This window comes from Rhodococcus opacus B4, assembly GCF_000010805.1.
Taxonomy (GTDB): domain Bacteria; phylum Actinomycetota; class Actinomycetes; order Mycobacteriales; family Mycobacteriaceae; genus Rhodococcus_F; species Rhodococcus_F opacus_C.
In genome coordinates, this window is the sequence record NC_012522.1 from 4,140,843 (window position 1) to 4,166,367 (window position 25,525).

General features: G+C 67.9%; 21 protein-coding genes and 1 pseudogene. 17 read left to right on the plus strand and 5 right to left on the minus strand.

Translation table 11 applies throughout. The annotated features are described in order from the left end of the window. Positions 1-12 precede the first annotated feature (12 nt). Positions 13-1,365: an MFS transporter gene (locus tag ROP_RS18950; RefSeq protein WP_012691023.1), complete on the plus strand. Its 1,353-nt coding sequence runs from the start codon at positions 13-15 to the stop codon at positions 1,363-1,365. Positions 1,366-1,418: 53 nt separating this feature from the next. Here the strand turns inward: ROP_RS18950 and ROP_RS18955 are convergent, their stop codons facing one another. The 3 genes and pseudogenes from ROP_RS18955 to ROP_RS18965 form a co-directional block, all read right to left on the minus strand. Then, positions 1,419-2,903, minus strand: a complete 1,485-nt coding sequence (locus ROP_RS18955; protein WP_012691024.1) for an adenylate/guanylate cyclase domain-containing protein — start codon at positions 2,901-2,903, stop codon at positions 1,419-1,421. A 55-nt stretch (positions 2,904-2,958) separates the two neighbouring features. Then, positions 2,959-3,583 (minus strand): annotated as a pseudogene (locus ROP_RS18960) (response regulator). Continuing rightward, a complete protein-coding gene (locus ROP_RS18965; RefSeq protein ID WP_043824970.1) occupies positions 3,580-4,770 on the minus strand; it encodes a sensor histidine kinase in 1,191 nt (396 codons plus the stop codon). The pseudogene ROP_RS18960 and the gene ROP_RS18965 overlap by 4 nt, the downstream one beginning before the upstream one ends. A 159-nt stretch (positions 4,771-4,929) precedes the next feature. On the opposite strand from ROP_RS18965, the gene ROP_RS18970 reads away from it, so the two are divergent. The 13 genes from ROP_RS18970 (at position 4,930) to ROP_RS19030 (ending at position 18,388) form a co-directional block, all read left to right on the plus strand. Further along, positions 4,930-5,970, plus strand: a complete 1,041-nt coding sequence (locus ROP_RS18970) for an ABC transporter permease (protein ID WP_012691027.1) — start codon at positions 4,930-4,932, stop codon at positions 5,968-5,970. Further along, the gene (locus ROP_RS18975) at positions 5,967-6,677 is read left to right on the plus strand and encodes an ABC transporter ATP-binding protein (RefSeq protein WP_012691028.1); all 711 of its coding nucleotides are present in this window, start codon (positions 5,967-5,969) and stop codon (positions 6,675-6,677) included. The genes ROP_RS18970 and ROP_RS18975 overlap by 4 nt, the downstream gene beginning before the upstream one ends. A 129-nt stretch (positions 6,678-6,806) precedes the next feature. Next, the gene (locus tag ROP_RS18980) at positions 6,807-8,189 is read left to right on the plus strand and encodes an MFS transporter (protein ID WP_012691029.1); all 1,383 of its coding nucleotides are present in this window, start codon (positions 6,807-6,809) and stop codon (positions 8,187-8,189) included. Then, positions 8,186-9,694 carry an aldehyde dehydrogenase gene (locus ROP_RS18985; RefSeq protein WP_012691030.1) on the plus strand — a complete coding sequence of 503 codons (1,509 nt, stop codon included), beginning with the start codon at positions 8,186-8,188 and terminating at the stop codon, positions 9,692-9,694. The genes ROP_RS18980 and ROP_RS18985 overlap by 4 nt, the downstream gene beginning before the upstream one ends. A 178-nt stretch (positions 9,695-9,872) precedes the next feature. Beyond that, positions 9,873-10,802, plus strand: a complete 930-nt coding sequence (locus tag ROP_RS18990) for a VOC family protein (protein WP_012691031.1) — start codon at positions 9,873-9,875, stop codon at positions 10,800-10,802. After that, entirely contained in the window at positions 10,799-11,581 is a 783-nt protein-coding gene (locus tag ROP_RS18995) for an alpha/beta fold hydrolase (protein WP_012691032.1), read from the plus strand. The genes ROP_RS18990 and ROP_RS18995 overlap by 4 nt, the downstream gene beginning before the upstream one ends. A 15-nt stretch (positions 11,582-11,596) precedes the next feature. Then, entirely contained in the window at positions 11,597-12,103 is a 507-nt protein-coding gene (locus ROP_RS19000) for a cupin domain-containing protein (protein WP_012691033.1), read from the plus strand. 2 nt (positions 12,104-12,105) lie between these two features. After that, the gene (locus ROP_RS19005) at positions 12,106-12,855 is read left to right on the plus strand and encodes a 3-oxoacyl-ACP reductase family protein (protein WP_012691034.1); all 750 of its coding nucleotides are present in this window, start codon (positions 12,106-12,108) and stop codon (positions 12,853-12,855) included. Positions 12,856-12,871: 16 nt separating this feature from the next. Beyond that, positions 12,872-13,654 (plus strand): SDR family oxidoreductase, encoded by a 783-nt coding sequence (locus tag ROP_RS19010; RefSeq protein ID WP_012691035.1) that lies wholly within the window; start codon positions 12,872-12,874, stop codon positions 13,652-13,654. Further along, entirely contained in the window at positions 13,647-15,296 is a 1,650-nt protein-coding gene (locus ROP_RS19015; protein WP_080512500.1) for a thiamine pyrophosphate-binding protein, read from the plus strand. The genes ROP_RS19010 and ROP_RS19015 overlap by 8 nt, the downstream gene beginning before the upstream one ends. Next, a complete protein-coding gene (locus ROP_RS19020; protein ID WP_012691037.1) occupies positions 15,293-16,423 on the plus strand; it encodes an FAD-dependent monooxygenase in 1,131 nt (376 codons plus the stop codon). Before ROP_RS19015 ends, ROP_RS19020 begins: the two co-directional genes overlap by 4 nt. Beyond that, positions 16,424-17,581, plus strand: a complete 1,158-nt coding sequence (locus ROP_RS19025) for an MBL fold metallo-hydrolase (RefSeq protein ID WP_012691038.1) — start codon at positions 16,424-16,426, stop codon at positions 17,579-17,581. It abuts the gene before it with no gap. A 72-nt stretch (positions 17,582-17,653) separates the two neighbouring features. Beyond that, the gene (locus tag ROP_RS19030; RefSeq protein ID WP_012691039.1) at positions 17,654-18,388 is read left to right on the plus strand and encodes an MBL fold metallo-hydrolase; all 735 of its coding nucleotides are present in this window, start codon (positions 17,654-17,656) and stop codon (positions 18,386-18,388) included. A gap of 81 nt (positions 18,389-18,469) precedes the next feature. Here the strand turns inward: ROP_RS19030 and ROP_RS19035 are convergent, their stop codons facing one another. Then, entirely contained in the window at positions 18,470-19,495 is a 1,026-nt protein-coding gene (locus ROP_RS19035) for an XdhC family protein (RefSeq protein ID WP_012691040.1), read from the minus strand. Between the two features lie 757 nt (positions 19,496-20,252). On the opposite strand from ROP_RS19035, the gene ROP_RS19040 reads away from it, so the two are divergent. The 3 genes from ROP_RS19040 to ROP_RS19050 are packed head-to-tail and all read left to right on the plus strand — an operon-like array spanning position 20,253 to position 24,060. After that, on the plus strand, positions 20,253-21,122 hold the full coding sequence (locus ROP_RS19040; RefSeq protein ID WP_043826680.1) for an FAD binding domain-containing protein: 870 nt from the start codon (positions 20,253-20,255) through the stop codon (positions 21,120-21,122). Next, on the plus strand, positions 21,119-21,664 hold the full coding sequence (locus ROP_RS19045; protein ID WP_012691042.1) for a (2Fe-2S)-binding protein: 546 nt from the start codon (positions 21,119-21,121) through the stop codon (positions 21,662-21,664). The genes ROP_RS19040 and ROP_RS19045 overlap by 4 nt, the downstream gene beginning before the upstream one ends. Continuing rightward, on the plus strand, positions 21,661-24,060 hold the full coding sequence (locus ROP_RS19050; protein WP_080512501.1) for a xanthine dehydrogenase family protein molybdopterin-binding subunit: 2,400 nt from the start codon (positions 21,661-21,663) through the stop codon (positions 24,058-24,060). Before ROP_RS19045 ends, ROP_RS19050 begins: the two co-directional genes overlap by 4 nt. 144 nt (positions 24,061-24,204) lie before the next feature. Here the strand turns inward: ROP_RS19050 and ROP_RS19055 are convergent, their stop codons facing one another. Then, on the minus strand, positions 24,205-25,218 hold the full coding sequence (locus ROP_RS19055) for an Lrp/AsnC family transcriptional regulator (RefSeq protein WP_012691044.1): 1,014 nt from the start codon (positions 25,216-25,218) through the stop codon (positions 24,205-24,207). Positions 25,219-25,525 lie beyond the last annotated feature (307 nt).

A 25,525-nucleotide genomic window follows, 5' to 3' on the forward strand; every position in this document is an offset into this window, starting at 1 on the left:
CAGGAGACCACCATGCCCACCGATTCCGGCACACGCCGCGCGGGGAAGCCCCGGGCCGCACGCGCCTCGTTCGCGGCCGCCATCTCGACCTCACTCGAGTGGTACGACTTCTTCATCTACGCGACCGCCGCCGCGCTCGTGTTCAACACAACGTTCTTCGCGACCGACAGCCAGGTCGTCGCCGCACTCAACTCGTTCGCCACGGTGGCGGTCGGCTTCATCGCCCGGCCCATCGGCGGCGTCCTCGCCGGCCACTTCGGCGACAAGGTCGGGCGCAAACCGGTACTCGTCGCAGCCATCGTGATGATGGCCGTCGCGACGTCGCTGATCGGCCTCGTCCCCAACACCCAACTCGTGTGGCTGGCCCCCACGATTCTCGTGACCCTGCGGATCTGCCAGGGCCTCGCGGTCGGTGCGCAATGGGGCGGTGCCGTCCTCCTCGCCACCGAGAACGCACCCGCCGGGCGCCGCGGGTTCTACGGCAGCTTCGCGCAGCTCGGCGTGCCCATCGGCGTGGTGCTCGGCAACGTCGTGTTCCTGGTCGTCACAGCGCTATTCGACTCCGAGTCGTTCCTTGCCTGGGCGTGGCGGATTCCGTTCTGGATCAGCCTCGTGATGCTTCCGGTCGCCTTCGTCATCCACCGCTACCTGGAGGAGACCCCCGAATTCCAGGAACTGTCGAAGAAGCTGGCCGAGGCTCCGGTGGCCCGGAAGTCGCCGATCCTGCAGGTGCTGCGAAGGAACCCCGGCACCGTGCTCACCGCGGCCGGCGCCAACGCGATCGGCGTCATCTTCTTCTACACGATGATCACGGGATCCGTGCAGTTCGCCACCACCTACCTCGGGATCGAACGCTCGACCGTGCTCGGATTCATCCTCGCCGCCTGCATGCTGATGATTCCGCTCGTCCCGCTCGCGGGGTATCTCTCCGACCGCTACGGCCGCAAGCTGATTTTCGGTATCGGCACCGCCGGAATGCTGCTGTGGGGAATTCCCATGTGGCTCATGATCGGACAGTCGAGTCAGGGCACGCTGTGGCCGTTCGCGCTCGCCGTGTTCGGTGCGGTGATCGTCATGTCGTTCCAGACTGGAACGCAGGGAACCCTGTTCGCGGAACTGTTCCCGCCCGAGATCCGGTTCTCCGGCGCGTCCCTCGGCTACCAGATCTCGGCCATCATCGGTGGCTTCTCACCGATGGTCATGGTGCTGCTCATCAACGGCGACGCGTCCAATGCCTGGCGGGTCGGCGCCTTCCTCGCCGTCGCCGGAGCGGTCGGGCTGCTCTGCCTCCTCGCGATCGTGCGGAAGTACTCGTCACCGGACGTCCAGCAGACACCTGCCCGCCGGTCCACCGTGGCGGCGTGACATGCAGGTGAGTGGCAAAGTGTGCTGGCGCACGCTTTGCCACTCACCTGGGATCAGCGGGACAGCCGTCGCTGCCTCGCGTTGGCGGCGCCGACGAGCGCGCGCAGTGCCTGCGGTGCCCGCTTCGCGGTGCGCAGGATGGCCTGGTCGATCATGCTCAGCTTCGGCGCGAGTCGCGGAACGGTCCGGGGCGCGTGGTCTGCGTCGGTGAGGGAGTAGAGGGGCCAGCGGTCGGGCACCCCCTTGAGGGCATGTTCCCCGGCGTCGGCGAACCGCAGTCCCGAACCCACCACGAGATCCCGGACGGTCCGCGACACCAGCACTTCCCGGGCGCGGGCCGTCGCGGCGATGCGTGCGCCGATGTGGACGGTCATGCCGCTCACGTCGGGGCCGTTGCGCTCGACCTGCCCCGTGTGGACGCCGGCCCGCACCTCCAGCCCGAGTTCGCCGGCGCCGTCGACGACCGCCCGCGCGCACCGGACCGCGGACGCGGGACCGTCGAAGATGCTGAAGGTGCCGTCGCCGGCCACGTTGAGGAGCCGGCCGCCGGCCTTCTCGATCTCGTCGCGGACCTGCCACTCGTGCGCGGCCCGCAGGTCGCGGTAGGCGCTGTCGCCGATCCGGGCGAGCACCTCGGTGGAGCCGACGACGTCCGTGAACAGTACGGACGCCAGGTACCGGCCCGCGTCGGATGCCGGGTGCCCGCCGGTGGCCAACTGCTCGACGTGGTCGATGATCGGTTTCCACGCCTCCCCGAGCGACGCGCCGGGCGGCGACTGCGGCAACAGGTGGAAGCTGCCGCGCGGGATACGGTCGGCGACGTACTGCGAGGCGGCCACCGGCACCGGACTTCCCGCGACCAGAAGCGCGCGCGCCGGGCACTGGATGGACGGCAGCATGTCCGAGTAGTCGAGCCGGAAGATCCACTCGAGGTGGGCCTGTGCGACCGCGGGTGTCGCGGAATTGCGTTCCAGCATGGCCATCAGCCGACGGTTGAACGCCGAGTCCTCCTGGGGATCCCACAGGGGTACCGTGCTGCCCGACCCCCAGTTCCGGGTGGCCGCCCGCCACCCGTCGACGAAGTTGTCGCGTTCGGCGGCGCTCCATCCCACCGGATCGTGGTTGCCGCCGACCAGCCGCTCGGCGAACGGCTGGATCAGGACGACACCGGTGACCCGCTCCGGCGAGCGGGCGGCGACGAGTGCGACGGGACCGCTCGCGCTGGCCACACCCACCAGCAGCGCTTCCCGCATCCCGATCTCGTCCATCACCGCGACGATGTCGTCGGCCTGCTCCTCGAGTGTGGGCAGGTGCTCGACCGGGTCGGACAGTCCCAGCCCTCGTTGCTGGAAGTATGCCGTGCGGGCGAACGTGCTGCCCCGTTCCATCAGGTAGTGGATCTCGGGGTCGGTCCACATGAGGTCGAGGTGCATGTTGATCTCGAACAGCCACACCACGTCGCGTTCACCCGCGCCCACCACCTGGTAGGCCAGCGCATGCCCATCCCGCTGCACGTAGCGGACGGCAGGTGGGTCCATTTCCCCAGCGTAAACGCATGTGAGTGGCAATGTGTGCGTCCGCACACATTGCCACTCACCTGGGGATGGTGCCCAGCTCGCGGGCCCGCGCGATTTGCGGACGTCCGGGACTTGACGCCGAGTTTGCCGAAGATGTGGACGAGATGGGACTTCACGGTGGTCTCGGAGAGGAAGAGTTCCTTGCCGATCTCCCGATTGGACCGCCCGGCAGCCACCAACGTCAGCACCTGGATCTCCCGTGGGCTGAGGCTGGTGGCAGGTCGGCGTACGCGCGTCATCAGTTTCGACGCCACGGCCGGGGAGAGGACGCTGTCGCCGGCCGATGCCGCGCGGACGGCGGCGAGGAGTTCGGGCGGGGGAGTGTCCTTCAGGAGATACCCGGCGGCGCCGGCCGCGACCGCGTCGAGGATGTCGGCGTCGGTGTCGTAGTTGGTGACTACCAGCACGTGCGGTGGGTTCGGCAGGGACCGCAGGTTCCGGGTGGCGTCCACGCCCGAGGTGCCGGGGCCGAACCGAAGGTCCATGAGCACGAGGTCGACCGGAGTCGTCGCGCACAACGCCACGGCGGCGTCCGCGGTGGCTGCCTCGCCGACCACCTCGATGTCGTCCTCGTGCTCGAGGAGGGCGCGCAGGCCCGCGCGAACGATCGCGTGGTCGTCGGCGAGCAGCAGTCGGATCATGCGCCGACCTCGAGCGGGAACGACACCGCGACCGCGGTCAGTCCTGGTTCAGACTCCACCGACATCGACCCGTCGAGCAGCTCGACGCGTCGGCGAATCGAATTCAGCCCGAACGCTTTCGACGGTTCACGGTCGAGGAGTTCGGCATCGAAGCCGACGCCGTCGTCGACGACGTCCAACCGGACCGCGTCCTCGTAGTAGGTGAGGGTGATCGCCATCCGGGATGCGTGTGCGTGCCGGACCACGTTGGACACCGCGCCCTGCGCAATCCGCACCAACGCCGCCTCGACGGGCATCGGCAATCGCACCGGCTCCCCCTCGACCACGGCAATGGTGTCGAACGTGTCGCTCCTCGCCTGCGTGCAGATCCGCGCGAGCGCGTCCACGAGTGACTGCCCGTCGAGGACGGCGGGTGTGAGATCGCCGATGAGCTGACGGGTTTCGGCGAGGCTGTCGGCGGCCGTCTCCCGCGCCAGCCGGATGCGGTCCCGGGCGGGGTGGTCGGGGGCGGCGCGTTCGACGGCGTGGAGCAGCATCTGAATGCTCGACAGATCCTGCGCGACGGTGTCGTGGATTTCGCGCGCGAGCCGCTCACGTTCGGCCAGGGAGCCGGCGGCACGTTCCTGCTCGGCGAGTTCGGCCCGGGTTCGGGTCAATTCGTCGATGAGGCGATCGCGCTCGACAGCCTCCCGGTACAACGCCCGGTAGCCGAGGCCGATCGCCACCGCGACGCACGCACCGATCACCGGACCGACGACACCCGCGACGCTCCAGCCGCGGTGCATGCCGGTACCCACGACCGCAACGACGGTCGCGGCCGCGACCGCCAGTACTCCCAAGCGTCGCGGCAGCAGATGCAGGTACAGAAAGAACAGCCCGAACGCGAGATAGGCGGCGTCGGGGGCGAGGACCATCAGCGCAACCCACAGAGCCGTCAGCGCCGCGAGCCACCACGTCCCGCGCAGACGACGCGTCGCTCCCGCCGCGTACACCGCGAGAAACGCCACCGACAGCACCACGATCGCCGGTGCCTGCGGGGCGTCCGGAAGGACGGCGCGCAAGATCACGACTGCCGTGAGCGCCGCGATCAGCGCATGCAGTCCCAGTTGGAGTCCCGCGAACACGGGCGTGAGAGGGGAGCGGTGCACCCCGCCCAGCTTATCGACGCGAGCACACCGGGCATCCATCGAAAGTCGGAACGCGCACCCGACCTTCGACCACCGAGAATTCCACCCCACGTGCGATGGAACCGTGTCGTGTCCGGGGCACGGTGAGTTCGGAGGCCGTGAGCGCCGCCCCGGCCCGCATCGACTGCGGAGTCGGTCGTGATCTGGAGAGGACCACCTGTGTTCGTCGCATCGAGAGACCTGCGTGCCGCCCGTGGTCGCTTCGCGCTGATATCCGTCGTCGTGGTGCTGATTGCGCTGCTCGTCACGTTTCTCAGCGGTCTCACGGCCGGACTGCGTCACCAGAACGTGTCCGTCGTGGAACGCATCGACGCCGCGTCGGTGGTCTTCGCCGCCTCCGGCGACGGTCCGTCGTTCGACGAGTCCGCGCTGACGTCCGAGCAGGTGGCCGTCTGGCGGCGGAGCGCCGACTCGGTGCAGCCGATCGGCGTCGGACGAGGTTCGGCGTCGGCAGTAGGAGGTGTGGCGAAGGGGGTGGCACTGGTCGGCGCGGACAGCGGTGTGGGCGACCGTGCACCGTCCGCGCCGGGAACCGTGATCCTCGGAGCCGGCGCGGCGCGATCCCTCGGCGTCGGCGCCGGCGACCGTCTCACAGTCGGCGACGTCACCTTCGCGGTGACCGCGGTCCGCGGTGACGACTGGTACGGCCACAGCCCGGCCGTGTGGATGACGCTCGCCGACTGGCAGCACGCGAACCCGCGCGGGGGTGCAGCGACGGTGCTCGCGGTGTCCGGCGGGGACGACGCCACGAACGCCGTCGCGGGGACGACCTCCCGAAGTGTGGCCGACTCCTTCTCCGCCATCGGCTCCTATGCCTCCGAGAACGGGTCGCTGACGTTGATGACGGTGATGCTGTTCGCGATCTCCGCGCTGGTGATCGGCGCGTTCTTCACGGTCTGGACCCTGCAGCGCACCCCCGATGTCGCGACGTTGAAGGCGCTCGGCGCGTCCACCGGGTCGCTCGTGCGGGACGCGCTCGGGCAGGCGCTCGTCGTCCTGCTCGCCGGCGTGGGAGTCGGTGTCGGGACGGCAGCGGTGGCCGGGTCGATGATCGGCGACGCCGTGCCGTTCGTGCTCGACGTCTCCACCACTTTCCTGCCCGCCACCGCCCTGGTCGGGCTGGGCCTCCTCGGCGCCGCGTTCGCGCTCCGCTTCCTGTTCACCACCGACCCCCTCACAGCCCTCGGGAGCACACGATGACCACCCCCGCCCTCACCCTCGACGACGTCACCCTCACCTACCCCGACGGCGCGGGACGCGTCACCGCCCTCGACTCGGTGTCGCTGACCCTCGGCCGGGGTGAGATCGCCGCGATCACCGGTCCGTCCGGTTCCGGAAAGTCGACGCTCCTCGCGGTGGCGTCGACACTGATCCGGCCCGACTCGGGCTCCGTCCGGCTGGGCGCCACCGAACTCACCGCGCTGAGCCGGCGGGAGGCGTCCACGCTGCGCCGCGACCGGATCGGCATCGTGTTCCAGCAGTCCAATCTGGTGTCGTCGTTGACTGCCCTCGAACAACTGGAGGCGATGGCGCACCTCGGGCAGCGGTTGTTCGTGCCCCGGCGGTCCGGGCGTGTGAAGGCTCGCGACCTGCTCGACGCTGTCGGGCTTGCAGACCACGCCGGGAAGAGGCCCGGGCAGTTGTCGGGTGGGCAGCGGCAGCGGGTCAACCTGGCCCGGGCGCTGATGAACGATCCGTCGCTGCTGGTCGTCGACGAGCCGACCAGCGCGCTCGACCAGGAACGGGGCGCCGCGATCATGGATCTGCTCCTCGGTGTCGTGCGAGAGCGCGAGGTCGCGACGCTGCTGGTGACGCACGACCGCACGCATCTGTGCAGAATGGATGCAGTCCACCGCGTAGTCGACGGCTCCGTCACCCGTGAGCACTTGTTAACCGCGGAAGGTTAATAAGTGCGCACAGGTGTGAACAATATGTTTCTTTCAAAGTCAAGGGTTGACGTTTATCGTGTGCGTGAGATTACATCTTAGCGGTAAGCCTTTGAGGGCTTAAGTAAATGCCTCGACCCGACCCTGAGGATGCTCATGACGACGGTATCGCCCGCCATGGCTGCCACAGCTGAGATGATCAGCGCCCGACTCGAACGCCTGCCGATGAGCAGGTGGCATATCAAGGCACGCGTCATCGTCGGCGCCGTCACGTTCTTCGACGGCTTCGACCAGTTGATGATCGCCTACTCACTCCCCGTCCTCATCCCCAAGTGGGGTCTGACCCCCGGCGACATCGCCTGGGTGATCGCCATCGGCGGCATCGGCATGCTCGTCGGCGCGCTCGCCGGCGGCTGGTTCGCCGACCGCGTCGGCCGGCTCAACGTCATCATCTTCTCGCTCGCGCTCTACGCCGTGATGAGCCTCGGCATGGCGTTCACCGACAGCCTGATGCTCTTCCTCGTCTTCCGATTCGTGCAGGGCATCGGCCTCGGCGCCGAGGTCCCGGTCGCGGCGAGCTACATCGGCGAGATCACCAAAGCCCACAAACGCGGACGATTCGTGCTGCTCTACGAGGTGATCTTCCCGATCGGGCTCGTGATGTCGGCGATCGTGTCGGCGTGGGTGGTCCCCAACTACGGCTACAAGATCCTGTTCGCACTCGGCGCGCTGCCCGTCCTGCTGCTGCCGATGCTGTGGAAGCTGCCCGAGTCGCCGCGCTGGCTCGCGTCGCGTGGGCGCTACGAAGACGCACACAAAGCCATGACCCGCATCGAGAACGAGATCACCGAGAAGTCAGGCAAGACGCTGCCGGCTCCGCAGCCGCTGCCCGCCGTCGCCGTCGATGTGCGCCGCGGAACCTTCGCGGAGGCCTTCCGGGGCATCTACCTGCGTCGCACCCTGATGCTCGCGGCCATCTGGGGCTGCGCCTACTTCGTCAACTACGGCATCGCGTCCTGGCTGCCGACGCTGTACCGGTCGGCATTCGACGTCAGCGTCGACACCGCCCTGCACTACAGCATCGTCACCAGCGTCGCCGGCCTGATCGGCTGCATCCTCGTCGCGTTCCTCATCGACAACCTCGGACGCCGCATCTGCATCACCGCGTCGATGGTCCTGTGCTCGTCGCTGCTCTTCCTGCTCGCTGCCTCCGGCGCCGACACCGCGACGAAGGTCCTGTTCTGGTCGGCCGGATCCGCCCTGTTCGTCTTCGCGGTCAACATGGCGCTCTACGTCTACACCGCGGAGCTGTACCCGACCCGGATGCGAGCCATCGGCTGCGCGATCGGCGGAGCGAGCGGCCGTCTCGGCATCATCGTCGGCCCCCTCGCCGTCGGCGCCATCCTCGACGGGGGCGGCACCCTCACCGTCGTCTTCGGAATGTTCGCCGCGGTCGCAATGATCGGTGCCCTCGTGGTCGGCTTCTTCGCCGTCGAAACCCGCGAGAAGACCCTCGAGGAGATCTCCCAGTGACCGTTCTCGACACCGCACCGCAGATCCTGCCGTTCGTCCCGGTCGCCGACCGGATCCTCGTCGCCGGCCAGTGGCGGCAGGCGACCGGCCCCGCCTTCGCCGTCACCGACCCGTCGAACGGCGAGACCCTGCAGGTGATCCACCAGGCCACCGCCGACGACGCCGACGAGGCGGTCCGGAAGGGCCGCTCCGCCTCCGACGACCCGGCGTGGCGGTCGCTGCTCCCGCACCAGCGGGCGAAGTACCTGCACCGCATCGCCGACGCCATCGAGGCGCACACGTCGCGGCTCGCGCTGCTGCAGAGCTACAACACCGGCAAGACGGTCGCCGAGACCACCGCCCTCGTCGGCAGTGCGGCGGGGACGTTCCGCTACTTCGCCGCCGTCCTCGAGACCGCGGACGACGACCTCACCACCCCGCGTGGCAACTTCCTCACGATGAGCGTTCTCGAACCCATCGGCGTGGTCGGCGCCATCGCGCCGTGGAACTCGCCGGTGGCCAGCGACGCGCAGAAGATCGCCCCCGCCCTCGCGGCCGGCAACGCCGTCGTCCTCAAGCCCGCCGAGTGGACGCCGCTGGTGTCGCTGGAACTGGCACGGCTGATCGACGAATCGGGATTGCCGAAGGGGCTGCTGTCGGTGCTGCCCGGCAAGGGTTCCGTGGTCGGCGACGCCATCGTCACCCACCCCGACGTCGGGAAGGTGACGTTCACCGGCGGTACCAACACCGGGCGGTCCATCGCGCACGCGGCGGCCGAGAAGCTGATGCCCGTGTCGCTGGAACTCGGCGGCAAGTCACCGACGATCGTCCTCGACGACGCCGACCTCGACGCCGCCGTGAACGGCGTGATGTACGGGATCTTCTCGTCCACCGGGCAGAGTTGCATCGCCGGCTCCCGGCTGTTCGTCGACCGCCGCATCTACGACGAATTCCTCGGGAAGCTGGTAGCCAAGACACAGCGACTGCGGCTCGGGCCCGGCCGCGACCCCGACACTCAGGTCGGGCCGATGGTCCACCGCAAGCACCGCGACAGCGTCGCCGCGTACGTGGACCTCGCTCGCGAAGAGGGCGGACGAGTGTTGTGCGGCGGGGCGATCCCCGACGACCAGCGGCTGCGCGACGGCGCGTACTACCTGCCGACGATCATCGACGGGCTCCCCAACGGTTCACGCACGTGCCAGGAGGAGATCTTCGGACCCGTCCTCGTGGTCCTGCCGTTCGACGGTGACGCGGATCTGGTTGCCCAGGCCAATGATTCGGTGTTCGGTCTGGCGTCCGGAATCTGGACGGGCGATTACCGTCGCGCCTGGAAACTCGCCCGCCGACTGCAGGCCGGCACCGTGTGGATCAACACCTACAAACAATTCAGCATCTCGACGCCGTTCGGCGGCGTCAAGGAGAGCGGACTCGGGGTGGAGAAGGGGCGCAGCGGAATCGCCGCCTACTCGCGGCAGAAGAGCATCTACTGGGGCCTCGACGAGGAACCCAATCCCTGGGCGGACTGATCTGCATCGCCCAATGTCACATCGGTTCCGGCTGACTGAACCAATGTCGCATTGGACGGCGAAGAGGGTGGCCTGGGAGGCGGCGCGGTAGCGGGACGGAAAGAAGATTTCCCTCACCTCTGTACGACCTATTACTTTAGCGCTAAGATATTGAGACCTAAGCAACTGGAGGCTTGCGATGAACCAACCCATAGCCCGGCTGCGGTGCCTGCGCTCCGTCGAACTGCGCACGCAGGCCAGCCTCGAATCCACCGAGTTCTACTCGGACGTGTGGGGACTGCGCGTCGTCGAGCAGGGCACGGACGGCGCCTGGCTGCGGGGGACCGGTGAGCATCACCACGCGCTGCAGCTCACCCAGGCGGAGCGGAACGGCCTCGGCCGCATCACGTTCGCCGTCGCCACGCCCGCCGAGGTGGACGAGGCCGCCCGCAGGCTCGAACTCCGCGGCGTCCCGATCGTGAGCGGCCCGGGGCCGGTCGACGACCTCGGCGGCGGCTACGGCGTGAGCCTCGTCGACCCCGAGGGTCGTGTCGTCGAACTGCTCGCCGACGCGCTCGCGGTCCCGAAGCTGGGGCGGGACGACGCCGTCCCGGTGGGTGTCACGCACGTCGTCCTCAACACGGTCGACATCGACGCCGCAGTGACGTTCTACTGCGAGATCCTGGGCATGCGGGTCTCCGACTGGTCCGAGCACCAGATGGCGTTCCTGCGCTGCAACACCGACCATCACAGCATCGCGTTCAACCAGGCCGAGTGGACGTCCGTCAATCACGTCGCGTACGAGATGCCCACCGTGGACCACTTCATGCGCGGCATCGGCCGGTTGCGTCACCACGGCACGACGCCGCTGTGGGGTCCGGGCAAGCACGGCCCCGGCGACAACACGTTCTCCTACTTCGCCGACCCGGCGGGGCTGGTGTGCGAGTACACCTCCGGCATCGCGCAGGTCGACGAGGACCGGTGGCTGTGCAAGGTGTGGCGCCGGGTTCCGGAACTGTCCGACCTGTGGGGCACCGCGGGCCCGCCGTCCAAGCAGGTCCGCGACCACATGGCGGGCATCCCCGACCCCGGCGCGTTCGAGCGGTTCGACCTCGGGCGGGCGTCGTGACGCACGTCGTCGAATCCGGTTCCGGTCCAGCGCTTCTCATGCTGCACGGGATCGGCGGCAGTGCCGACAGTTTCGCGCCGCAGTTCGACGAACTCGCCGGGTCGCTGCGACTGCTGGCCTGGGACGCTCCGGGCTACGGCCGCAGTGAGGACCCCGGACGTCCGTTCGACCTCGACGACTACGCCGACGCCGCCGCCGACGTGATCCGCGACCGCTGCGGTGACGCCGGCGCCCACGTCCTGGGAATGTCGTGGGGTGGCGTGATCGCCACCCGGCTGGCGATGCGCCACCCCGGGCTGGTGCGGAGTCTGCTGCTGGGTAGTTCCACAGTCGGCTCGGGTTCCGACGACGAGGCGGCGGCGCGCATGCGGTCACGAATCTCGGTGCTCGAGCAGGACGGCGCACAAGCCTTTGCCGCCGAACGGGCCCCGCGACTGATGTCCGGATCCGCCGGCGACGACCTGGTCGCGAAGGCGACCGCGATCATGGCCGCTTCGATCCGGTTGCCCGGCTACGGGTACGCCGCCGAGTCGATGGCCGCCACCGATCACACCGCCGATCTCCCGAAGATCGACATCCCGACGCTCGTCCTCAGTGGGGACGAGGACGGGGTGACCGGTGTTCCCGCCAGTCAGGTTCTCGCAGGCGGCATTCCGGGTGCCGTGTTCGTCACCATCCGGGGTGCCGGACATCTCGCGAACCAGGAGCGACCGGACGCCTTCGACGCCTGGGTCGAATCCTTCATCCACATCACCGAACGACTGCGCAACCACGTCTAGAGAAGGAGTACACCAATGACACTCGAATACGGCACCGCCGATCTGAAGGAATTCACCGACTCGCTGATCCTCACCCGCGGCACCCGCCACGAGGACTGGGACACCCTGGGCTTCCAGGCGAAGGCCGGCGACCAGTTCAAGCGCGCGCAGATCCGCTACGTCGGGTCCGGTGCGACGGGCAATCACGAGAGCGACAACCGCACCATCGCGTCGCGGGGATTCACGTTCTCCAACATGCTGCTTCCCCCCGGCGCCGAGGGCCCCGAGCACACCCACCACGACGCCGAAGAAGCGTTCTTCGTGCTCGAAGGTGAGGTGGAGGTCGGCGTCCACCGCGACGGCAGGGTGGAGAAGCGCACCCTCGGCTACCGCGACATGATCGTCGTCCCCGCCGGAGTGCCGCGCAGCCTGAAGAACAACGGCGACAAGGACGCACTGTTCTGCGTCATCATCGGCGCGCAGAAGCCGCAGATCCCGACGTACCCCGAGACGTCGGCGATGCACGGCGTGACCCGGGACTGACCGTGAGTCTCGACGGACGCAGCATCCTCGTGACCGGGGCGGGGCGGGGTCTCGGCCTCGCCCTGGCCCGCCGCCTCGGCGAGGACGGCGCAACCCTGTGGCTCGCCGACATTCGCGAGGACTGGGGCGAGGAGGCCGCCGAAAGCCTGCGCGCCGACGGCGTGAAGGCACAGTTCGTCCGGGTCGATCTCCGCGACGCGGAATCCGTCGACGCGATGGCGGCCACCGTCACCTCCGGTGGCCCGCTGTATGGCCTCGTCAACAACGCGGCCCTCGCGGACGGGGTTGGCGGCAAGCCGATTCACGAACTCGACATCGACGAGTGGGACCGGGTGCTGGGTGTCAACCTGCGCGGCACGTTCCTCGTGAGCAGGGCGATCGTTCCCTCCATCATCGGGAACGGCGGCGGACGAGTCGTCACCATCGGCTCCGACGCCGCCCTGTACGGTTCGCCGCGGCTCGCGCATTACATCGCGTCCAAGGGCGGGGTGGCCGCGCTGACCCGCGCCATGTCCCGCGACCTCGGCCCGCACGGCATCACCGTCAACACCGTCTCGCCCGGGCTGACCGAAAGCGAATCGGCGCAGAAGGTTCCGGAACACCGGCACGAGCTGTACCGCCTGAACCGCGCCCTCGAGCGGCCACAGCAGCCGTCGGATCTCGTCGGCGCCGTCGCGTTCCTGATGGGACCCGAGGCGTCGTACATCACCGGCCAGCAACTCGTCGTCAACGGCGGATTCGTCCTGCACTAGAGAAGGGGACCACGTCGTGGACCTGCAACTGAAAGACCGCACCTACCTGGTGACCGGCGGAAGCTCCGGCGTCGGGCTCGCGACTGTCGCGATGCTGCTCGAGGAGGGTGCCAACGTCGTCACCTGTGCGCGCGACCGCGACCGGCTCGACTCCGTGATCGCGCCGCTGCCGGGGAGCGAGCGGGTCCTCACCGCGTCCTGCGACGTCCGGGATCCCGCCGCGGTCGCCGCGCTGGTCGACGCCGGTGTCGCTCGGTTCGGCGGCCTCGACGGTCTGGTCAACAACGCGGGCAAGTCCCGCATGGTCCCGCGCGGCGAGGCGACCCTCGACGACTGGCGCGACGAACTCGACCTGAAATTCTCCAGCGTCCTCAACACCGTCGACGCCGCCCTGCCCGCGCTCCGGAAGTCCGACGCCGCGGCCATCGTCAACATCTCGGCGGTGCTCGCCCGGCAGCCGGAGCCGCGGCTGGTCACCACCAGCGCCGCCCGGGCCGGGCTGTTGAACCTCAGCAAGTCGCTGTCGCTGGAACTCGCCGCCGACGGCATCCGCGTCAACTCGGTGTCGCTCGGACTGGTCGACACCGGTCAGTGGCGACGCCGTTACGAGGAATCCGGCACCGCGGCCACCTTTGCCGAGTGGGAAGCCGAGATCGCCCAGGACCGCGGCATCGGTCTCGGCCGATTCGGCCGCGCCGACGAGGTGGCCGCCATGATCGTGACCCTGCTGTCTCCCCGCTCGTCGTATGTGACGGGCACCAGCCTCGATGTCTGCGGAGGCGTCGCGCGCTATGTCTGAGAGGAACACCATGTCTGTAGGAAATGGCGGCGACCTGCTCGTCCAGGTGCTGCGCGAGGCCGGGGTCGACACGGTGTTCGGCATCGTCAGCGTCCACAACCAGCCCCTGGTGCAGGCGGTCGCCAAACACCTGCGGTTCGTGCCGGTCCGGCACGAGGCCACCGCCGTCAGCGCGGCCGACGGTTATGCCCGCGCCACCGGCGGACTCGGCTGCGCGCTCACGAGCACCGGCACCGGCGCCGGCAACGCGGCCGGTTCACTGATCGAATCACTCAGTGCCGGAACGTCGGTGCTGCACGTGACCGGTAACGTCGAGAGCCGCTACCTCGGTTCGGGCCGCGGATTCATCCACGAGACCAAGGATCAACTGGGCATGCTGACGGCGACGTCGAAGCACGCCGCCACCATCCTCGACACCGACAGCGCCGGAAAGGTGTTGCGGGAAGGCGTAGCCGCCGCCCTCGCGGCGCCCGGCGGTCCGTCGAGCATCGAATGGCCCATCGACCTGCAGTATGCGGAACACGTCATCGACGTGGTCGAGCCGGTCACGGAGGCGCTGCGCACGCCGGACGCCGACGAGTGGGCGGTCGCCTTCGCGTTGCTGCGGTCGGCGGAACGTCCGGTGATCTGGGCGGGCGGCGGTGTCGCGACCGCCGGCACGGAGCTGACCGAACTGGTCGAGCGGTGGGGAGTTCCGTTGCTCACCAGCAACTCCGGTCGCGGCGCCGTGCCCGAGGACCACCCGCTGTGCATCGGCAACTACGGCAACACCCCGGCCGGCCGGGAACTCCTGCAGGACGCAGACCTGCTGCTGTCGCTCGGAACGCACTTCCGGTCGAACGAGACCGGCGACTACTCGATGCCCGTCCCGGACGTCCACGTGCAGGTCGACCTCGACACGGCGGCGCTCGGCCGCGTCTACCCCGCTCAGGCCGGGGTGACCGCTGACATCGCCACCTTCCTGACGAGGCTGTCGGAACTGGCCCCGGTCGACGCGTCGTGGACCGAACGGGCTCGCGCGACCCGGGAACTGGTGCGCACCAAGCAGCGCGCCGGACTCGGTGACCACGCCGTGCTGTGCGACGCCGTGCGCGCCGCGTTCCCGAACGATTCCGTGATCGCCCGCGACGTCACCATCGCGTCGAGTTCCTGGGGCAACCGGCTGCTGCCGATGTTCGACCCCAAGTCCAACGTCTTCCCCCGCGGCGGCGGTATCGGGCAGGGCCTGGGCATGGCCATCGGCTCCGCACTGGCCGACGAGACCCGCCCCACCCTGGCGCTCGTCGGCGACGGCGGCTTGGCCGTCCACTTCGGCGAGATCCTCACCATGGCGCAGGAAAAGCCGTGGCTGGTGCTGCTCGTGTTCAACGACGGCGGCTACGGCGTGCTGCGGAACATGCAGAAGGGCGGCGGCGAAGACACGTACGCCGTCGACCTCGTCACCCCCGACTTCCCGTTGCTCGCACAGTCGATCGGTGTGCCGTACCTGCGAATCGGTGGCGCCGCCGAGGCGCACACCGTGCTCGCCGACGCCGTGTCTCGCCAGGCTCCGGTGATCGTCGAGGTCGACCTCGCCGCGTACGGCGAGATGCCGGCGCCGTTCACCCCGCCGGTCACCGTTCCCGGGAAGGATCCCCGATGACCAGGATCGCCGTCTGCGGAGGCGGAATCGGCGGACTCGCCACCGCTCTCGCGCTGCAGAAGTTCGGTCTCGACGTCACCGTCTACGAGCAGACGCGGCAGTTCGCCCGCGTCGGCGCCGACATCAACCTGACACCCAACGCGGTTCGGGCGCTCGACGGGCTCGGCGTCGGACCGGCGATCCGCGAATCCGCCGCACGGCCCCAGTTCCGGATCAGCCGCACGTGGGACACCGGCGTCGAGACATCGCGGCTGCCGATGGGCGACACCGCGGAACAGCAGTACGGCGCACCGCAATTGACGATGCACCGCGGCGACCTCATGACCGCGCTCGAGAACCGGTTGCCCGCGGGCTCCGTCGAAATGGGTCGCCGAGTCAGCGGCATCGCCGACGGCCGCATCGAATTCACCGACGGCAGTGCGGCGTCCGCAGACGTGATCGTCGGTGCCGACGGCATCCACTCCGCGGTCCGGACCGCGCTGCTCGGACGGGACCAGCCGACGTTCACCGGCGTCGTCGCGTTCCGTGCCGTCGTCCCCACCGAACGCGTCGGGAACCTGCCGAACCTCGACTGCTTCACCAAGTGGTGGGGGCCGAACCCGTCGACCCAGATCGTGACGTTCCCGCTCAACCAGGGCAAGGACATCTTCATCTTCGCGACCTGCGCCCAGGACGAATGGACCGAGGAGTCGTGGACGACACCCGGGTCCGTCACCGAACTGCGCGAGCTGTACCGCGACTTCCACCCGGAGGCGCGGGCGCTGCTCGACGCGTGCGACGAGGTCCTGAAATCGGCTCTCTACGTGCGCGATCCGCTGTCGTCGTGGACCGACGGCCGGTCCGTGCTGCTCGGCGACGCCGCGCACCCGATGATGCCGTTCATGGCGCAGGGCGCCGGCATGGCCATCGAAGACGCCGTCGTCCTCGCCCGCTGCCTGAGCCTGTTCGACGACCCCGCGGTCGCGCTGCGGACCTACCAGGAGACACGACTGCAGCGGACCTCCCGCATCCAGCGCGGCTCACGGTCCAACGACTGGCTGAAAGTCGCCGGCAACGGCGACTGGGTCTACGAATACGACGCCTGGCAGGTGCCGTTGGAATTGGCCGCGGCCCGAACGGACGCATAGATGGAACCGGTTCGGCGACAGCCTCTGTCGAGGCGGCGGGCACTGACCCTACTGGGTTCCGCCGCCACCGCCGCCACCGCCGTCGCCGCGACGAGCTGCGCGTCGCACACCTCCGACGCGCAGCCGAGCGGGGCGACGCCACCGGATGCCTACGAGCTGTCCGGTGACGTCGACGGCTACTCGACGACGCTGATTCTGCTCGGAACCGCGGCCGGACCCATCGCCGTCCCGGGGCGGAGCGGCACGTCCAGCGTGCTCGTCGTCGGCGACCGGCCGTATCTCATCGACGCGGGTCCGTGGTCGAGCCGAAAGCTGATCCAGGCCGGCATCTCCGCCGACTCGCTCGGTGGCGTCTTCGTCACCCACATGCACAGCGATCACATCGCCGACCTGGTCAACGTGTTCTGGCTGGTCGGAGGCACGCCGTCGTACACGGCCCGCGGTGTCGTGCCCGTGTACGGGCCCGGTTCGGCGGGCGCCCTGCCGACCCCGCGAGCCGGCAAGATCATCCCGATTCGGAATCCGCTCACCCCTGCTCCCGGGCTGAGTCGGCTCTTCACCGGTGTTCTCGACGCATACGCCTACGACACCAACATCCGCAACGCGGAGAAGGGTGCCGGCACCGACTACAACCGCATGTTGTCGCTGCACGACGTGCTGCCCCCGGAGTCGTCGGGCGCCTCCGCCGAGAACACCGCACCGGAGATGGAACCGTTTCCCGTATTCGAGGACGACCGGGTGCGGGTCACCGCGACGCTGGTCCCGCACGGCCCCGTCTACCCGTCGCTGGCCTACCGATTCGATACCGAGGACGGCGCCGTCACGTTCTCCGGCGACACCGCGAAGTCGTCGAACGTGGTTCGGCTCGCGCAGGGATCCGACATCCTCGTCCACGAGGTGATCGACGTCGACTTCTATGCCGAAACGTCGGGTCCGGCACTGGTCGAGCACATGATTCACGCGCACACCACCGCGCAGGACGTCGGACGCGTCGCCACGGACGCCGGCGTCCGCCAGGTGGTTCTCTCCCACATCGGACCGGGCGACCCGCAACAGGTCACCGACGACCAGTGGGAGCGCGGCGTGAAGTCCACGTTCGCGGGTGTCGTGACCGTCGGGCACGATCTCGTCCGGATCGGCGTCGGGCAGCGCCGGTAGCGGCATCTTGCGTGTTGCCGCGGTCCCGAGAAAGCTGGACCTCACGACACCGCGACGTGATCGGAGCCAGGGATGGACACCACGATTACCGAGATCGCTCCCGACATCTACCGGCTGTCCACGTACCTGGACGAGCCCAACCTGATCATGAACCAGTTCCTCGTCGACGGTGAGGAAGCGCTGCTGTTCCACACCGGTCAGCGTGCGCTGTTCCCGGTCGTGTCCGAGGCGATCGCCCGGCTGATTCCGCTCGACAGACTGCGGTGGATCACGTTCGGCCACGTCGAGGCCGACGAGTGCGGAGCGATGAACTCGTGGCTGGCCGCGGCGCCGAACGCCGAGGTCGCGCACGGGGCGATGGGATGCTTCGTGCAGGTCAACGACCTGGCCGATCGCGCACCGCGTCCGCTACAGCACGGTGACGTGCTCGAGACCGGCACCCGGCGGGTCCGTCACCTCGACACCCCGCACGTACCCCACGGGTGGGACGCCGGGCTGATGTTCGAGGAGACCACGCGGACGCTGTTCACCGGCGACCTGTTCACCGCGTTCGGTCATCACCCCGCGACCACCGAGGAAGAGATCGTCGGACCGGCCATCGCGGCGGAGGACATGGGGAGCGCGACGTGCCTGACCCCGGCGCTCGGGCCCACGATCCGGGGCCTCGCCGATCTGGAACCCCTGGTGCTGGCGCCGATGCACGCGCCGGTGTTCGCCGGCGACTGCGCGCAGAGTCTGCACGACCTCGCGCACGGATACGAGGCGCGGCTCGCGGCCGAGCAGGAAAAGTACCGCGCCGAGGCCTGATGGGTACGCAACCTGGCACTTGTCTCGCTCGACGCGGTCCTCGGCCTCGCCTGTCCTGGGCCGGGCGACACGCGTGGTTCATCATTGTTCGACGATGTCGAGCGGGAAATCGGACCGATTACGCTGCCACGATGGTGCTGCGTCGATTGCGCGCTTGGTGATGATTTCGGCGGCGATGGAGATGGCGGTCTCAGCTGGTCCGCGGTTGCCGATTGCGAGGCCGATGGGGCTCGACAGCGCGGTGAGGTGTTCGGGGCGGATGCCGGCTGCGGCGAGTTCTCGTCGTCGGTTGGTGTCGGCGGTGAGTGACCCCATGGCCCCGACATAGGCGAGGGGTTCTGCCCATTTGGTTGTGTCGAGGCATTCGACGAGAACGGGGATGTCGATCTTGGGATCGTGGGTGAGAACGACAATGACTGTGCGGGAATCGAATCGGCCTTCGTTGCGTTCGCGTGCGATCCAGTCGGACGGCCATTCGCAGACGACCTCGTCGACATGGGGAAATCGCTGCGGTGTCGTGAAGGTAGGGCGGGCATCGCAGAGGGTGACCCGGTAGCCCATTCTGGTGCCGAGGTAGCCGGTTTCCGCTGCGAAATCGGTCGAGCCCACGATGATCATCCGTGGCCGGGACGGGAAGCGGCGTATCAGCGTTCCGGTGGGGGTCAGGCCGGTGGGTGCGTCGAGTTCGTGTGCGATGCGGTGGGTACCCGCCCGCGGGCCCGCGACGACCGTCTCGAGGATGACGGTTTCGTCGCGCAGTGCGCGTTCCACGAGCTCCGCGAGTTGCGGCGTGGTCTCGCGGTCCAGCCGTTCCACGAACACAGTGAGCGATCCACCGCAGGTCAGTCCGGGTTCGAGGATGTTGCCGCTCGGTCCGTAGTGCTCGATTCGAGGCTGGCCGGTGGCGAGGACCTCGAGGGCGGACTCGTAGACGGCCCCCTCGACGCAACCGCCCGAGATGCTGCCCACCACGGTTCCATCCTGGTGGACTGCGAGCATGGCCCCGGGGTCTCGCGGGGACGACCCGAGCGTGGCGATGACGGTGGCGACCGCGACGGCGCGGTCAGCCTCCCATTCGGTGTAGATGTCGTGGAGAACGGAGTTCACGAATGCCTCGCAGTTCGGTATGCGCATCAGGGTGGGGGCCGCAGATCCGTCGCGGGTGGTGGCGAGATCGTACAATAGTTTTGCGCAAAGATAAGTCTTGGTTTGGCGGAGAGTCGGTCGCCGGACAGCGAAACGCCTTGGGCGGCACAGTAGACGCATCGAACCTGGGGTGTGGACTGGAAAGGCAGAGTGGTCTCGGCGTAGGCGTCGACCCCGGCGGCCGGGTTCGGCGAGCGCGCGGTGGTGCAGAGGGGAATTTTCGGCGGAAGGAGTCCCGCCCTTGACCTAGGGTCGTCGAGAACGTAGAACTCTCTTATAGCAAAGATACTTTGCGCTGAGGTTCTTGGTCGGGGCGCCCGCCGTAGTCGTCGAAGGGAAAGATCCACATGAAGTGGAGTGGCTTTGCCGGTGTGGCTGTGGAGGACGCGGGCACGGTGACTTCCCTGCACTCACGTGGCGCCGCGACCGGGGAAGGGGGCCGTGCGAAAGACGGATTCCCCGCGCGCGGGTACTCGGCCGTCGCGATCATCGCCGGGACCGGAATCGGCGTAAGTTCGACTACACCGGAGTCTGTTCGGGTTTCGTCCTCACCGCGCTCGGTGTCGTCCTCAACGTTCTCTGCGGCCGGCGAACGTCGCGTCCTGGCAGGGCGAAAGGTGATGCAACAAATGACTGATACCGGACTCGCCGTCCCCACGGGCGCCCTCGCCGGTGGTCACGCCGAACCGCGTTGCACATTCGCGCGGGGAGCGTGCTGATGCGCACCCAGGCACTGGGTGCGGGGTTGGTGGCGCAGAGCCAATTCGCGATGGCTCCGTTCCGGCTTCATCGTCCGACCACTATCGAAGACGCCCTCGCGATCCTGTCCGAACATCCGGATGCTGTCATCGCCGCCGGTTGCTCGGATCTTGTTGCCCAGATCCGTGAGGGCCGCGGCCTGGAAACGCTGGTGTCGCTGCAGAAGGTCGATGCGCTGCGCGCCATCGGCCACGAGGCCGGCGTACTCCATATCGGTCCGATGGTGACCCATCACGCCGGTGCGACGGACGACATTGTCGGCACGGTGATCCCGAACCTCGCGGCGGCGTGGGAGTCGATCGCCACGGTTCGGATCCGCTACACCGCGACCGTCGGCGGGAACCTGATGGCGCGGCGATACCGCTACGAAATGCCGCTGCTACTCGGAGCCCTCGATGCGGAGCTTGTCTTCGACGCCGGTGCGGCATCCCGTCCGGTCGCGTCGCTGTGGGCAGACACCGCATCTGCTCAGCGAGGTCTGCTGACCGACATCACGATACGAACGGACGACCTCGTCTGGTTCGGTTATGAGCGGTCGATGCGTCCGACGGCGACGGTGGCGCTCGCGGTGCGCCGCAACCCCGACGGCACCCTGCGGGTGCGCGCGCACTCGGGATCGGAGTACCGACACGGATTCGCACTCACGGCCGACACCGGCGTAGGCGAAATCGATCCGATGGCGTTGAGTGCGCAGCTTGCCCGGCAGTTACCGAACGAGTGTGCCGATTACACCGGCTCGGCGGAGTACCGCCGGCACCTGGTGCGTGTGTTGACGCGCCGTCTGCTCATCGCGGCGGGTGCGCAATTGAAGGGAACGACAACGAGATGACCGAGTACCCCGATCGCGATCCCGACCGATCCACCGCCGCGGACGGAGAACTCGACACCTGCATCGAGTTCGCTCTGAACGGCGTCAAGCAGATCGTGCGTGTCGACGCCAACGCTATTCTGCTCGACGTTCTCCGTAACAATCACGGCTGCAAGGGTGTACGCGCTTCCTGCGAACGTGGGGTCTGTGGGGCGTGCACCGTGCTCGTGGACGATCTGCCGGTCGCCTCCTGTTCGACCTTCGCGTTCAGCGTCGACGGCGCCTCGGTGGAAACGGTCGAGGGGTTGGCCGCGCCCGACGGCACACTGTCCCCGCAACAACGCGCCTTCTCCGAGTGCGGGGGTTTCCAGTGCGGCTTCTGCACCTCGGGGATGTTGATGCTCACCACAGGGCTGTTGCGCCAGGACCCCCAACCCGATCGCGGCACCATTCGCGAATGGATCAGTTCCAACACCTGCCGCTGCACCGGATACGAGATGATCCTCGAATCGGTCGAACGTGCCGCCGAACTGGCCGGCGAGACGAACGGGGAATCCGCGTGATTGCGACACCCGAGTCCTTCACTCATGACGTCCACTCCGACGCCGCGAGCGGCGGGTACACCGTGTACTCGCTGCCGACCGCCGCACCGGGCAAGCGAGTCACCGGACGAGATCTGCCGCGCGCGGACGCCACGGCCAAGGTGACAGGCAGAGCGGTCTACAACACCGACATCGTGCGTCCGGGGATGCTGCACGCGAAGGTGCTGCGTAGCCCGCACGCGCACGCTCGTCTCGTGTCCATCGACGCGAGCGCCGCCAGGGCGCTGGACGGCGTCACTGCGGTGCTGACCCGCAATGAAACCGTCGGCCTGGCGTGCTACGGCACGATGGTCAAGGACCAGCCGGTAGTCGCGACGGACGCCGTCCGCTATGTCGGCGACATCGTTGCCGCCGTCGCCGCGGTTGACGAGAGCACCGCACTGGCAGCACTGGACCTCATCGAGGTCGAGTACGAGATCCTGCCCGCCGTATTCGACGTCGAGCAGGCCCTCGATCCGTCGTCGCCGACAATTCACCCGGTCGAGCCACGCGGTGGCCTGCCCCCGTACCGCAACGGCGCGTCGGCGTCGTTGCGCAGTGGCCACAACGTCAGCTACGAATTCCGGTACAGCACCGGTTCACCGGACGTGTGGGACGAGTGCGACCACATCTTCGAGGACACTTTCCGCTTCTCCCGGATGAACCACATGCATCTCGAACCGTTCGTCACCGTCGCGGAGGCAACCGACGACGAAATCGAGGTCTGGACCGCGACGCAGAGCCCGTTCAACCTCCGCCAGGAACTCGGGCACGTGTTCAACCTCCCGGAAAACCGGATCCGGGTACACGTGGCCCTCCTTGGCGGCGCGTTCGGCGCGAAGAACGGCCCGAAGGCCGACCCGGTCGCCATCCGGCTGTCCCAGCTCAGCGGCGGCCGACCGGTGCGATTCTGCATGAGCACCGAGGAGGGCTTCCTCACCGTGTCGCAGCACGCTGCGAAGCTGACCGTCAAGGCCGGCGTGAAGGCGGACGGCACGTTCGTCGCCCGCACATCGACGGTGCTCCTCGACAGCGGGGCCTACGCCGAACACAGTCCGGCGGTGGCGGAGAAGGCCGGTTATCGGATGCCGGGCGCGTACCGCTGGCAGCACATCGACACCGTCTGCAAGGCCGTCACCACGAACACGGTGCCCGCCGGCGCCATGCGCGGCTTCGGCGCCACACAGACCACGTGGGCCGGCGAACGTCAGGTCGACCTCATCGCACAGCGTCTCGGCATGGACCCGTACGAGCTGCGGTTGAAGAACCTCAAGAAGCTCGGTGAAGAGTTCGTGCCCGGGGACGCGGGAATCGACTCGGACCTCGCCGAAGGAATGCGTCTGGTCGCGGACGCCATCGGCTACCACACCAGGGATCGCGGTGGTAACCGCGGCATGGGAGTGTGCGTCGGCCTCAAGGACAGCGGCGGCGGCAACAAGCCCGCGATGGCGCGGGTCAAGGTGACCGCCAATGGCGACGTCTTCCTCAACTGCGCGCTCACCGAGATGGGCCAGGGCGGGCACTCGGCGATGTCCCAGATCGTGGCCGACGTCCTGCACACCAGCCGGGACCGCGTCGTGTACACCCGCATCGACACCGACCACACCCCCTTCGATCAGGGGACCAACGCCTCATCCGGTGTCGTGGTGATGGGGCAAGCCGTGCGCAACGCGGCGGAAAACCTGCGCAGACAAGTGCTCGAGTGGGCCGGTGAGCAGTTCGCACTCGACCCCGCCACCGCGGTGCTGGACGACTGGACGGTGCGCACCCCCGCGGGCGAGGTATATCCGCTCTTCGAACGGATCATGGAGTACTTCGGCCACACCGGTTTCGAGTTCTCGGCGGACGGCTACTACAAGGTCCGGAACGACGCTGACGCGCCGTTGGCCGCCCGGTGCGTCTTCTACGAGATCGGTTGGGCTGCAGCGGAGGTCGAAGTCGACCCGGAGACCGGCAAGGTGACGGTGCTCCAGCTCGCGGTCAGCGGTGACGCGGGCAAGGTGATCAACAAGATCGGCTGCCGCGGGCAGGACGAAGGCGCCGCCGTTCTGGGACTCGCGCAGGCCCTGTTCGAGGAAATGCGGTACGAGAACGGCGAACTCCTCAACGCCGAGGCCCTGCTGTACCGCGTCCCGCTCGCGGAGGACATCCCCGAACGGTTCGTTTCGATCACCCAGGAGCAGGGACACGGCGCCGGCCCGTTCGGCGCAAAAGGCATGGGGGAGGGCGGCATGCTCCCCATCGCCCCGGCCATCGCTCAGGCCGTCGCCGACGCGGTCGGCGCCCAGCTCACCGAATTGCCGATGACCCCGGAGCGTGTCTTCCGTGCACTCTCGATCGGCGGCGTTTCCAGTCTCCTGCCGTTGTCGCACGCCTGATTGCAACCGGACGTCGTTGGCACCGAGCAGGAGGGCGCCGACAAGGTTGTCGATGTCGATGACCTGCTCTTCCGAGAAGCCGATCGATGACCGGTCACCCCCGAGCGCTCAGGTGTCGGCTGGTTACGGGTTGTTCGGTTCCCTCTAGAAGATGGCCCGTGGGATCAATCCGGTGGTTCGTCCATCCTGATCAAGGACATGTCCTGCCCTCTTGAAGGTGTGGAGGCTGATGAACCGGTCCGAAATGGTGATGGACGGAAGTTCTCGCGTGAGTGCAGCCGCGAAGGGCGCGATCTCGCTGATCGTCTGAAACCACATCGTGGCGACGATTGTCGAGGTTCCGGTAGTGGCGTTCGCAATTCGGCATTTTGGAATTCGGCTCAACAGGTTGCCGACCGTATCCAACTCGTTCGGCGCGGTCGTGATCATGAAAGTCGTCTCGACGACTGGTCCGACAAGTGCGTTTGCTCCCTCGCAGCGCAGGGCCACGCGTCCCCCGTCGATCAGCCTCTCGACGCGGCGTCGCGCGGTCGGTCCGGTCACATCGCATTGCTCGCCGAGTGTGGTCCATGCTTGACGCCCATCTTTCGCCAGAGCGCCGAGCAGAGAACGATCGAGATCGTCCAGGAATGGAATCGTTTTCCTGCGTGTGGGCGCTGCCTGGGGCAATTGGAGAAGATGGGCCTGTTCCAGGTCTAACACCTGGACGCGCCACCGCGCGCTTTCTGTGTAGTTGGTGAGCACGACCGTCGTCGTCACCGACCTGATTCCTTCGATCACCTCGATGCGGTCGGTGAGCAGACGGGTGAGGTCGGCAATGCTGGACACGAACACGATCACATGGAAGTCCGACGTCCCGGATGTGCTCGATACCGTGTCGACTGCTGGTTCGGCAATCAGGGCTTCTACAACGTCATGCTTACTCTGTGGTCTGCAGGTGATCGCAAGCCATGCGGCACATCCGAATTGCAGGAAGGTCGGGCCCGGAGCCACCGCGATCCATGCCGAGCCGCTCTCGGACAACAACTTCCATCTTCGGGCGAGTGTCTTCGGCGAGTACTGAAGTGCCTCTGCCAGGTCCGCCCAGTCAGCGCGGGGGTTGAGTTGCAGCGCGCCGATAATTGCAAGGTCCAGTTCTGCGGCAGCCTGAGACGTCATATTGGACATTATGGCCGCAAAAATTTTGGATATCGGCCAAAACCCCGGTCCGGTGAGGTGCGCCACTCAGAGTGGTTGAGCGCGAGTTGCGCAACCGGGACTCCCGGCCCACGAAGTCGAGGTCGATGCATGTGGACACAATCAGCCAGGGGTGAGGAAGGTGCCGTCCCGCGGGCGGGTGGACAGCGGGCGGGCGTTGTGGCGCATAGTCGGGGCCCGCACCGATCCGGGCCGCTGCGGCGGGCCCGCCGCATGCTGGTGAGTGTCGCTGAGCGTGCTCCGCAAAATAATCCCTCGTGGATTTCTC

Bases quoted from the DNA above. Each gene is read 5' to 3' on its own strand.
- ROP_RS18965 (WP_043824970.1), bottom strand. From the start codon at position 4,770: ATGGATGCCCGGTGTGCTCGCGTCGATAAGCTGGGCGGGGTGCACCGC.
- ROP_RS18950 (WP_012691023.1), top strand. From the start codon at position 13: ATGCCCACCGATTCCGGCACACGCCGCGCGGGGAAGCCCCGGGCCGCA.
- ROP_RS19000 (WP_012691033.1), top strand. From the start codon at position 11,597: ATGACACTCGAATACGGCACCGCCGATCTGAAGGAATTCACCGACTCG.
- ROP_RS18980 (WP_012691029.1), top strand. From the start codon at position 6,807: ATGCTCATGACGACGGTATCGCCCGCCATGGCTGCCACAGCTGAGATG.
- ROP_RS19045 (WP_012691042.1), top strand. From the start codon at position 21,119: ATGACCGAGTACCCCGATCGCGATCCCGACCGATCCACCGCCGCGGAC.
- ROP_RS19040 (WP_043826680.1), top strand. From the start codon at position 20,253: ATGCGCACCCAGGCACTGGGTGCGGGGTTGGTGGCGCAGAGCCAATTC.
- ROP_RS18955 (WP_012691024.1), bottom strand. From the start codon at position 2,903: ATGGACCCACCTGCCGTCCGCTACGTGCAGCGGGATGGGCATGCGCTG.
- ROP_RS19055 (WP_012691044.1), bottom strand. From the start codon at position 25,218: ATGACGTCTCAGGCTGCCGCAGAACTGGACCTTGCAATTATCGGCGCG.
- ROP_RS19025 (WP_012691038.1), top strand. From the start codon at position 16,424: ATGGAACCGGTTCGGCGACAGCCTCTGTCGAGGCGGCGGGCACTGACC.
- ROP_RS19030 (WP_012691039.1), top strand. From the start codon at position 17,654: ATGGACACCACGATTACCGAGATCGCTCCCGACATCTACCGGCTGTCC.
- ROP_RS18990 (WP_012691031.1), top strand. From the start codon at position 9,873: ATGAACCAACCCATAGCCCGGCTGCGGTGCCTGCGCTCCGTCGAACTG.
- ROP_RS18975 (WP_012691028.1), top strand. From the start codon at position 5,967: ATGACCACCCCCGCCCTCACCCTCGACGACGTCACCCTCACCTACCCC.
- ROP_RS19015 (WP_080512500.1), top strand. From the start codon at position 13,647: ATGTCTGAGAGGAACACCATGTCTGTAGGAAATGGCGGCGACCTGCTC.
- ROP_RS19020 (WP_012691037.1), top strand. From the start codon at position 15,293: ATGACCAGGATCGCCGTCTGCGGAGGCGGAATCGGCGGACTCGCCACC.